Source organism: Streptomyces sp. NPDC046862 (genome assembly GCF_040704615.1).
Classification (GTDB): Bacteria; Actinomycetota; Actinomycetes; order Streptomycetales; family Streptomycetaceae; genus Streptomyces.
Genome location: NZ_JBEYXP010000014.1, coordinates 201,087 through 211,063 on the forward strand (window position 1 = coordinate 201,087; position 9,977 = coordinate 211,063).

Consider the following 9,977-nt stretch of genomic DNA (forward strand, 5'->3'; position numbering starts at 1 on the left):
ATCCCCACCCGTCCGTCGCGCCCACCGGCTGAGGTTGCGTTCCCCTGATGTCCCTGATGTCGAGTCTCCACACCGCGCCCGCGCGGGAACCAGCACGGCTACCGTCGTACTGCTATGCGTTTCGGTACGAGGTCCTTCCGTACGAGGTCGAGGGGGCGTCCGCGGCATGAGTCTCGGTGACGACGGGTACGGCGACGCCGGCTCACGGGGCGACGACGGCACGTACGGCGGTACGGGCCAGACCCGCACCCGGCTGCCCGAACAACAGGGCGGCGGCGTGTACGGAGGCGCCCGACGCGGCCGCCAGTCGTCCTCCCGCAGCCTCGTGACCGTGGTCGGCGTGGTGGTCCTGCTCATCGCCGCCATCGCTTTCGCCAACCGCGGCGGGGACGACTCCGAGAACGGGGACTCGGGCAAGGACAGAGTGGAGAGCGCGGCGACGGCTCCCTCCGGGCAGCAGCCGGTGGGGTCCAAGACGGGAGGCATTCCGTCCGGGTTCCCGCACAGCGAGCAGGGCGTCGAATCGGCGGCCGCGAACTACGCGGTGGTCCTCGTCTCGGCCGACATCCTCAAGCCCGCCCGACGTCCCGAGATCGTCCGTCAGGTGTTCGACGCCGACAAGGCCTCCGAGCTCGAGAGAAGTCTCGACCAGGTCTACGACAAGGCGTTCCTGGACAAGGTCGGCCTGGACGAGAACGGCGACGCACCCAAGGGCGACACGTACGTCTCACGCACGATGCCCGTCGGCACCAAGGCCACCGACTACGCGGACAGCACCGCCACCGTCGAGGTCTGGTGCACGGGCGTGTACGGGATGACGGGCGAGAGCTCGGACAATCCGGTCACCAGCGACTGGTTCACCATGACCCTCCAGTTGCGCTGGACCGACGGCGACTGGAAGGTCGACAGCTTCTCCCAGAAGGAAGGCCCCGCGCCGGTCAACGGTGACAACAAGGTCTCGACGTCGGACGAGATCTCCAAGGCAGTCGAGGAGTACGGAGGGTTCACGTATGCCCGGTAGCCCACGCCGCGTACTCAAGGTCGCCGCAGCCCTCACAGCCGTACAGACCGCCGCGGTCCTGTTCGCCACACGGGCGTTCGCGGCACCCACCCCGTCCCCCTCACCCAGCGGCGACGACAACTGCGGACTCCTCTCCGGCCAGGCCAGGGAAGTCTGCGAAGGCGACACCGGCCGAGAAGCACGACGAGGCGTCACCCCCGACGTCACCAACCCCCTCGACCCCCTCTCCTCCCTCGCCAAGGGCTGCGCCGACGCCGCCTCCTGGACCATCGACAAGCTCTCCGACGCCGTCCAGCAGACCGCGAACGTCGACTTCACGAACAAGACGTTCCTCCAGCAGTACGCCGTGGTCTTCGCGGCCTCGACGATCCTCACCCTCCTGCTCTGGCTGCTCGCGGTGGCCAAGCGGGCGGTACGCGGGGTCCCCCTCACCACGGCCCTCTCGGAAGCGATCGGCTTCCTCTGGCTCACCGTCCTCGCCTCGGCCTTCACCCCGCTGATCCTCTACACCGTCGTCTCGGCGACCGACAGCGTCACCGAAGTCCTGGCCAACGCCACCGGCGACCAGACCGACACCTTCTTCGGCAACTTCTCCGGCGCACTGAACAAGGGCGACGACATCGGCGGCGGGCCCATCATGCTCATCGTCGTGTCACTGGTCTCGATCCTCGCCGCCGGCGTCCTGTGGCTGGAGCTGGTGATAAGGGCCGCGCTGCTGTACGTCGGCGCACTCCTCGGCACCGTCGTCTACGCCGGACTCGTCGACAAGAACCTGTGGGGCCACGTCCGCCGCTGGGCGGGCATCATGATCGCGGTCATCCTGGTCAAACCAGTGATCGTCATCGTGCTCGGTCTCGCCGGCGCGCTCGCCGGCGAGGACGGGCCCGACGCGTTCTCCGCGGTCGTCTCCGGCCTCGCCATCATCCTGCTGGCCATCTTCGCGTCCGCGATGATCTACCGCTTCGTCCCCGGCTTCGGTGACGAGATCGCGAGCGGCCGCAACAACCGCATCATGCAGGGCGCCGAAGGCAAGGCCGCGGCCGTCATCAGCTCCCCCGCCACCCTCGTGGCCCAGGGCATCAAGACCCACAGCACCCGGGCGGACAACAACAGCGGCGGCGGAGGCCAGTCGTCCGCCCCCCGCCCCTCCAACCCCGCCTCCGGAGGCGTGGCCGCGCACAGCTCGCGGACGTCGGGCGGTGGCGGCGGATCTGTCCCCTCCGCCGCACCCCCGCCGCGTTCCAGCCCGGCCAACACCCCGCACGCCAGCAACACCCGCAACAGCAGCAACAACCGCTCGGGAGGTGAAGGGCGTTGACAACCCAGTCCCACGTGTCCCATCCGGTCACGCCCCGCCGTACGTATCTGATCGGCCGCGCCCGGCCGAACGCCGTGATCGGCCGGAACCGCGAGTCCGGCGAGATCGTACTGATCATCGCGGGCGCGTTCCTCGGCATGATGTGCGGACTCCTCGTCCCGGTCCTGTCCCTGCGGATCGTGCTGCTGACGGGCTTCCCGATGCTGGCCCTCGCGGCGGTGTACGTGCCGTACAAGCGACGCACGTTCTACAAGTGGTACGAGATCAACCGCAGCTACAAGCGCACCCTGAAGCAGGGCACGACGTACCGTTCCGCCGTCGTCGAGGCCGGCACCGGGCTCGACGGGCGTGAGGTCGAGGTCGGTCCGCCGCCCGGCATCGGACGCATCAGCTGGCTGGCCGCGCCGTTCGGGCCGGACGAGATCGCCGTGCTCCTCCACGCGGACCGCAGGACCGTCACTGCCGCCATCGAGATCGAGGGCCCCGGCGTGGGCCTGCGCGACTCCGAGGACCAGGAGGCGCTCGTCGACCGCTTCGGCACCCTGCTGAAGCACGTGGCGAACGGCGACGGCTTCGTCACCCGCATCCAGATGCTCGCCCGCACCCTCCCGGCGGACCCCGACGCCCACGCCAAGGACGTCACCGCACGCGGGGACGACAAGGCCCTGCCGTGGCTCCAGCAGTCCTACGACCAGTTGCAGTCCATGGTGTCCACCAGCAGCGAGCAGCACCGCGCGTACCTCGTCGCCTGCATGCACTACACGCGCGAACTGGCCGCCGAGGCCCACGCCATGGCCCGCGCCGCCCGACCGCAGGGCGGCAAGAAGCTCGACAAGGACGCCGGTCTCGCCGTCGTCATGGCCCGCGAGCTCACCGACATCTGCTCGCGCCTCCAGGAGGCCGACATCCGCGTACGGCAGCCGCTCGGCCAGGGCCGCCTCTCCTCCCTCGTGCACTCCATGTACGACCCGGACCACCCCATCGACCACATCCAGGCCATGACCAAGCGCAACGCCTGGCCGGCCGAACTGGACGCGATGGAGCCGACGTACCTCCAGGCCAAGACGCGCGAGTCGTCCACCCGCGCCCCCTGGTGCCACGCCACCGCCTGGGTCAAGGAGTGGCCGATGACCCCCGTCGGCGTGAACTTCCTCGCGCCCCTCCTCGTCCACACCCCGGACGTCATCCGCACGGTCGCCGTGACGATGGACCTCGAACCCACCGAGGTCGCCATCGAACGCATGCTGACCGAGAAGACCAACGACGAGGCGGAGGCCAGCCGCGCCGCCAAGATGAACCGGACCGTCGACCCGCGGGACGTGGCCTCCCACACCCGCCTCGACCAGCGCGGCGAGGACCTCGCGAGCGGCGCCGCCGGCGTCAACCTGGTCGGCTACATCACCGTCTCCTCCCGCTCACCCGAGGCACTGGCCCGCGACAAGCGGACCATCAGGGCCTCGGCGGGAAAGTCGTACCTCAAGCTCGAGTGGTGCGACCGCGAGCACCACCGCGCGTTCGTCAACACCCTTCCGTTCGCCACCGGAATCCGAAGGTAGGGCTGCTGGATGCGGGATCATACGGATCATGCGGGGGTACGTCAGGAGGTACCGGTCTGATGCGGGATCCGCTGTCCGCCCTCACGGACGCCTTCACGTCCTTCCTCTTCGGCAAGGTCGAGACGACCCGGCTGCCGGTGCGCACGTCGACGGGCCAGGCCCAGGCGGTCTACCTGCCGACGGCCGCCCCCGGCCTCGGCGACTCGGGCGTGATCATCGGCCGTGAGGTGTACTCCGGAAAGGGCTACATCTACGACCCGTTCCAGCTGTACGGGCAGCAGCTCCCCGCCCCGCACTGGCTGGTCCTCGGCGAGTCCGGCAACGGAAAGTCGGCGCTGGAGAAGACCTACGTGCTCCGCCAGCTCCGCTTCCGCGACCGCCAGGTCGTCGTCCTCGACGCCCAGGGCGAGGACGGCGTCGGCGAATGGAACCTCATCGCGCAGGAGCTGGGGATAACTCCCATCCGGCTCGACCCGACGGCGGCCCTCAACCACGGCATCCGCCTCAACCCCCTGGACCCCTCGATCACGACCACGGGCCAGCTCGCGCTGCTCCGCACCATCATCGAGGTCGCGATGGGCCACGGCCTGGACGAGCGCTCCGGCTTCGCCCTGAAGGTCGCCCACGCCTACGTCAACGAGACGATCGTCGACCGCCAGCCGGTACTCACCGACATCGTCGAACAACTGCGCCACCCCGAACCGGAGTCGGCGGAGGCGATGAACGTCGCCATAGACGACGTACGCGCCTGGGGCCTGGACGTGGCGCTGGTCCTGGACCGCCTGGTCGACGGTGACCTCAGGGGCATGTTCGACGGCCCCACGACGGTCGGCATCGACCTCGACGCCCCCCTCATCGTCTTCGACCTCTCCCACATCGACCGCAACTCGATCGCCATGCCCATCCTCATGGCGATCGTGGGCGTGTGGCTGGAGCACACCTGGATCCGCCCCGACCGGAAGAAGCGCATCTTCCTGGTCGAGGAGGCCTGGCACATCATCAACAGCCCGTTCGTGGCCCAGCTCTTCCAGCGCCTGCTGAAGTTCGGCCGTCGCCTCGGCCTGTCCTTCGTGGCGGTGGTCCACCACCTGTCCGACGTGGTGGACGGCGCGGCGGCGAAGGAGGCCGCCGCGATCCTGAAGATGGCGTCGACCCGCACGATCTACGCCCAGAAAGCCGACGAGGCGAGGGCCACCGGCCGGGTACTCGGCCTGCCCAGGTGGGCGGTGGAGATCATCCCGACCCTGACGCCGGGCATCGCGGTCTGGGACGTCAACGGCAACGTACAGGTGGTCAAACACCTGGTCACCGAGACCGAACGCCCCATCGTCTTCACCGACCGCGCCATGACCGAGTCGTCCAGCGACCTCGCCGACGACGCCCTGCACGCGGCGGAGCTGGAGGCGGAGGAACGGGCGGCGTCCTTCGTGGAGCAGCATCTGAGCGAGGTGGACGGATACGGATCGTCCGAGTCGACGGTGGCGTGAGAGCAGTGCATGAGAGCAGTGCATGAGAACAGCGCGTGAAAACGGTGGCATGGGTGTGGCACGAACGCGGGCGTGGACGGTGACCTGGGATGAGACCGGACGAGCGTGACCGGCACCGTGAGGGTGAAGGCGGCATCCCCGACGGATTGTTGGTCGGAGTCCTCGCCTTCCTCCTCGGCATGACCCTCATGGTGTGGGCGGCCACGGGCCTCGCCGCCTGGTTCACCCGGGACGCGTGGCCGGACGGCGTCACCTTCGCCCATACGCCGATGGCGATGCGCCACCTCATCGCCCGACCGCACGACATCGCGGGCGCCTGGCCGGACACCCCCGCCGGTCAGCTCTCCGGCTACGGGCTCTTCTGGGGCCTGTTCATCGGCCAGTTGATGGTGCTGCTGGTACTGACCGTGTTCGTGCTGGGCACCGTGGCCCGGTGGCGCGCGGTACGGGCACGCCGGAAGGCCGGGGAGATCCCGGGAGCCGGGGAGATGCCGCGAGCCAGGGAAAGGTCAGGACGCGCGGCGAGGCGAACGGCAGGGCGTGCGAAGGGCTCTGTGGAGCCGACGGAGCCCTGGGAGCCCGTACGTCCGGCCGAGCCACGGGACGACATCGGCATCGACCACGTCGACGTACGCCTCACCAAGCCCCCACACCCGGCTCCGCCCTCCCACCCCGTCCCGGAACACGAACCCGAGCCGACGCCACCTCTCCCGACGGCGGCACTCCCCACAGCCCCGGCCCCGGCCCCTGCCACGGCCTCGGCGGAGACAGCCCTCCTCAAGCCCCCGGTCAGCCTGCCCGGCCCCCGCGGCCCGGTGATCCTGGGCCCGGCCGAGACCCGCCACCCGCTCGCCGCCCAGGCGGTACGTGAAGCCGAGGGCCCCGCACTCGTCATCACCTCGAACCCCACGCTCTGGGCGGAGACCAAGGACGCGCGCGCCAAACTCGGCCCGGTCCACCTCTACGACCCCTCACACCTCTGCGACACCCCGGCCCGCCTCCACTGGTCACCCTCAAGAGGCTGCGAGGACAAGGCGGTCGCCGCGGCCCGGGCAGCGGCACTCCTCGCTCCCGTCCGCCCCACGGCCAAGATCGACCAGGCACTCGCCGACGTCGCTGAAACGCTCCTGCGCAGCTATCTGCACGCCGCCGCGGTGGACGGCCGCACCATCCGCCACGTCCACCGCTGGGCACAGGGCACTCAGGTACAGGACGCCGTACGGGTCCTGCGGACGAACCCGAAGGCGACGGCGGGCACGGCGGGCGAACTGGAGTCCGCGCTCACCTCGCACCCTGAACGCCGCGACATGGCCCAGGAACTGACAGCCCGTGCCCTGTCCGCCCTCTCCACCATCAACGTCCGGGAATCCTGCACTCCCAACCGAACTGACTCCCTGGCCTTGGATTCCTTTGTCCACGAAGGGGGCACACTTTATGTGGTCGGTGAACCCATCGAGGACCCCAGGGCGACCCCAGGGGCCATGCCTCTGCTCACCGCCCTGACCGCAAGCGTGGTCGAGCGCGGCCGTCGCATGGCCGAACGGTCATCCTCCGGCCGCCTCGACCCACCACTCACCCTGGTCCTGGACGACGTGGCGGCGGTGGCACCCCTCCCCCAGCTCCCCGACCTCCTGACCACCGGAGCGGACCGCGGCATGCCGACGCTGGCACTGATGCGGTCACGGGAACAGGGCCGCTCACGGTGGCCCCAGTACGAGCTGCCGGTATAACCGGGAGAGGCGGTACAGCCGGGAGAGGCGGTACAGCCGGGAAAGGCGGCACAAAGGCACCCGCTGACCGCGGGCCCGCCCCCGCCTACGCCCGGCGTTCCACCACGTACTCCAGGTCCCGGCCCCCGACCGCGGCGGGCCCCGGCACGGTCACCCCACTCGCCACGAACCCGGCCTTGCGGTAGAACGCCTCGGCGCGCGGGTTCCGCTCGTGCACGAACAGCCGCGCCCGCTCGGCGCCTGTCCCCCAGGCCCACTCCAGCGCAGCGTCGAACAGCGCCCCGGTCACCCCGGCCTTGTCGCCCCGGTACTCGGGCCGCACGAACACGCCCACCACATGGGCCTGCCCACGCTCGACGACAGCCCCGTAGAAGTCCAGTGACCCGGCCTCCTCGACGAGCACCGCCACGGTCCCGACCCACTCCCCGCCGTCCGTCTCGGCGATGAACTGCTGCCGCTCCCGCGTCCCCTCCGCCGCCCCGGCCGCCCGCTCCTGCCAGAAGCTGTCAGGCCTCGCCGCGGCCGCCTCGTAACTTTCCAGGAACGCCATGTCCGCCACCGGATCCCTAAGCGACTCCAGCCGCAACTTCTTCACCCGCGGCCACTCATCGGCCCGGATCGCCCGTACGACGACGCTCTCCCGCAGATCCCCACGCTCCATACGGGCCACCGTAGTACCGCGGTACTACGCCCCTCACCTGAAATAACGCCGCCGTCCGATACCCCTCCCGTACTCCCGTACGAGGATGGCCCTGTGACACGCGACCAGGCCCGGCAGCAGGGCACCGACCGGCGGCCGAACGGTTCCCTGACACCCCAGCCACTCACCCGGCATTTCCGGACCGTCACCCAACGGGCCCGCGCCCTCGACCGTGACCGCCCACTGCTGTGGAACCTGCTCGTCACCGGCTTCTTCGTGACCGCCGCCCTCATCGACTACACGAGCGGCGGATGGAAGAACATCACCGAGAACCCCACCCTGCCCGGCGGCCTGGTCCTCGTCCTCTCCCTGGGCTTCTCCGTCCCCCTGCTGTGGCGCCGGACCCACCCCTTCATGGTCCTGCTGACCATGGTGCCGTTCGCCTTCGTCAACGCCTGGACCGGCGCCCTCCTCCAGGCCTCCCTCATCCAGCTCGTCGTCCTCTTCAACGTCGCCCTGCGCTGCCGCCTGCGCACCCTGATCTGGTCATACGCCCTGACGCTGGCACCGTTCGTGGTCACCGCCCTCCGCTACCCCGCGGCACAAGGCGCCGACCAGAACGTCTTCCCCGCCGCGACGAGCCTCGCCCTCACGGCGGTCATCGGCATCGCCGTCCGCACCCGCCAGGAGTACCTGGCCTCCCTCGTCGAACGCGCCCGTCGGCTCGAAGTCGAACGCGACCAGCAACTCCAGCTCGCCGCCGCCTCCGAACGCGCCCGTATCGCCCGCGAGATGCACGACATCATCGGCCACAACCTCTCGGTCATCACGGGCCTCGCGGACGGTGGCCGCTACGCGGCGACGAAGAACCCCGACCGCGCCTCCCAGGCCCTGGACGCCATCGCCACCACAAGCCGCCAGGCCCTGGCCGAGTTACGCCGGCTCCTCGACGTCCTGCGCGAGGAACCCGAACCCGCGGCCGATCTCGCCCCCCAGCCCTCCCTCACCGACATCGACCATCTCATCGCCGGCGTACGCGCCGCGGGCCTCCCGGTCCACACCACGATCCACGGCACCGCAGCCCTGCCCCCCGGCCGCCAGCTCACCGTCTACCGCGTCATCCAGGAAGCCCTCACCAACACCCTCAAACACGGCGGCCCCCAAGCGACCTCCCAGGTCGTGATGTCGTTCGAGAACTCGGGCGCCGTCACGGTCACGGTCACCGACACCGGCCTCGGAGGCACCGCCCCGGTCAACGACGGCCGCGGCCTCCCGGGCATGCGCGAACGAACCGCCCTCTACGGCGGCACACTCGGAGCCGGCCCCCTCCCTGACCCGGACCGGGGCTGGCGAGTCCACCTTCACCTACCGGAGGAAACCCCGCAGTGACCACCGTCCTCATCGCCGACGACCAGCCCCTCCAGCGCTTCGGCTTCCGCATGCTCCTGGAGAGCCAGGACGACATGACGGTCCTGGGCGAGGCGACGGGCGGCAGCGACGCGGTCCGCATGACGGCCGAACTCCACCCCGACGTCGTCCTCATGGACATCCGCATGCCGGGCCTGGACGGTATCGAGGCGACCAGACGGATCGTGGCCGAGGGCGACCGCACCCGCGTCCTCATCCTCACCACGTTCGACCTCGACGAGTACGCCTACGCCGGCCTCCGCGCCGGTGCCTCCGGCTTCCTCGTCAAGGACGCGCTACCGGAGGAACTCCTCTCCGGCATACGCTCCGTCGCCTCCGGAGACGCGGTCGTGGCCCCCGGTCTCACACGCCGACTCCTCGACGCATACGCCCAGTTCCTGCCCTCGGAGACATCCCACGGAACACCCACACCCCCCGAGCGGGACCACCGCCTTGCCGCCCTCACCGAACGCGAGCTGGAAATCCTGACGGTCATAGGCCGGGGCTGGACCAACGCCGAGATCTCCGCCCGCTTACATGTCTCCGAGTCGACGGTGAAGACCCACGTGAGCCGCATCCTCGCGAAAACCGGTTCCCGGGACCGCATCCAGGCGGTGATTCTGGCGTACGACACGAAACTCGTACGCCCGGAGTAAGAGTCCTAAACGCAGAAAACCCCCGCACCGTGAGGTGCGGGGGTTTTCCCAATAATCGTTCGGCGGCGTCCTACTCTCCCACAGGGTCCCCCCTGCAGTACCATCGGCGCTGTAAGGCTTAGCTTCCGGGTTCGGAATGTAACCGGGCGTTTCCCTCACGCT

Annotated in this window: 8 protein-coding genes and 1 rRNA gene; 7 read left to right on the top strand and 2 right to left on the bottom strand. The window is 69.8% G+C overall.

All coding sequences use genetic code 11. The features are described from left to right. Positions 1 to 166: 166 nt before the first annotated feature. The 5 genes from AB0959_RS18200 to AB0959_RS18220 all read left to right on the top strand — a co-directional run bounded on the left by AB0959_RS18200 (position 167) and on the right by AB0959_RS18220 (position 7,112). On the top strand, positions 167 to 1,021 hold the full coding sequence (locus tag AB0959_RS18200; protein ID WP_366827415.1) for a hypothetical protein: 855 nt from the start codon (positions 167 to 169) through the stop codon (positions 1,019 to 1,021). Next, complete coding sequence (locus tag AB0959_RS18205; protein ID WP_366827416.1) at positions 1,011 to 2,339, top strand: hypothetical protein; 1,329 nt, start codon at positions 1,011 to 1,013, stop codon at positions 2,337 to 2,339. The genes AB0959_RS18200 and AB0959_RS18205 overlap by 11 nt, the downstream gene beginning before the upstream one ends. Further along, positions 2,336 to 3,895 carry an SCO6880 family protein gene (locus AB0959_RS18210; protein WP_366827417.1) on the top strand — a complete coding sequence of 520 codons (1,560 nt, stop codon included), beginning with the start codon at positions 2,336 to 2,338 and terminating at the stop codon, positions 3,893 to 3,895. The genes AB0959_RS18205 and AB0959_RS18210 overlap by 4 nt, the downstream gene beginning before the upstream one ends. 59 nt (positions 3,896 to 3,954) lie before the next feature. Then, a complete protein-coding gene (locus AB0959_RS18215) occupies positions 3,955 to 5,382 on the top strand; it encodes an ATP-binding protein (protein WP_366827418.1) in 1,428 nt (475 codons plus the stop codon). 89 nt (positions 5,383 to 5,471) lie between these two features. After that, positions 5,472 to 7,112: a type IV secretory system conjugative DNA transfer family protein gene (locus AB0959_RS18220; RefSeq protein ID WP_366827419.1), complete on the top strand. Its 1,641-nt coding sequence runs from the start codon at positions 5,472 to 5,474 to the stop codon at positions 7,110 to 7,112. A gap of 85 nt (positions 7,113 to 7,197) precedes the next feature. Here AB0959_RS18220 and AB0959_RS18225 read toward each other — a convergent pair whose 3' ends face one another. Further along, complete coding sequence (locus AB0959_RS18225) at positions 7,198 to 7,773, bottom strand: GNAT family N-acetyltransferase (protein ID WP_366827420.1); 576 nt, start codon at positions 7,771 to 7,773, stop codon at positions 7,198 to 7,200. A 147-nt stretch (positions 7,774 to 7,920) separates the two neighbouring features. On the opposite strand from AB0959_RS18225, the gene AB0959_RS18230 reads away from it, so the two are divergent. Together AB0959_RS18230 and AB0959_RS18235 are read left to right on the top strand one after the other, a co-directional pair. Beyond that, a complete protein-coding gene (locus tag AB0959_RS18230; protein ID WP_366827428.1) occupies positions 7,921 to 9,141 on the top strand; it encodes a histidine kinase in 1,221 nt (406 codons plus the stop codon). Next, positions 9,138 to 9,815: a response regulator transcription factor gene (locus tag AB0959_RS18235; RefSeq protein ID WP_366827421.1), complete on the top strand. Its 678-nt coding sequence runs from the start codon at positions 9,138 to 9,140 to the stop codon at positions 9,813 to 9,815. The genes AB0959_RS18230 and AB0959_RS18235 overlap by 4 nt, the downstream gene beginning before the upstream one ends. Positions 9,816 to 9,872: 57 nt before the next feature. Here AB0959_RS18235 and rrf read toward each other — a convergent pair. Further along, positions 9,873 to 9,977: ribosomal RNA gene (gene rrf / locus AB0959_RS18240) — 5S ribosomal RNA — on the bottom strand; the annotation flags it as partial.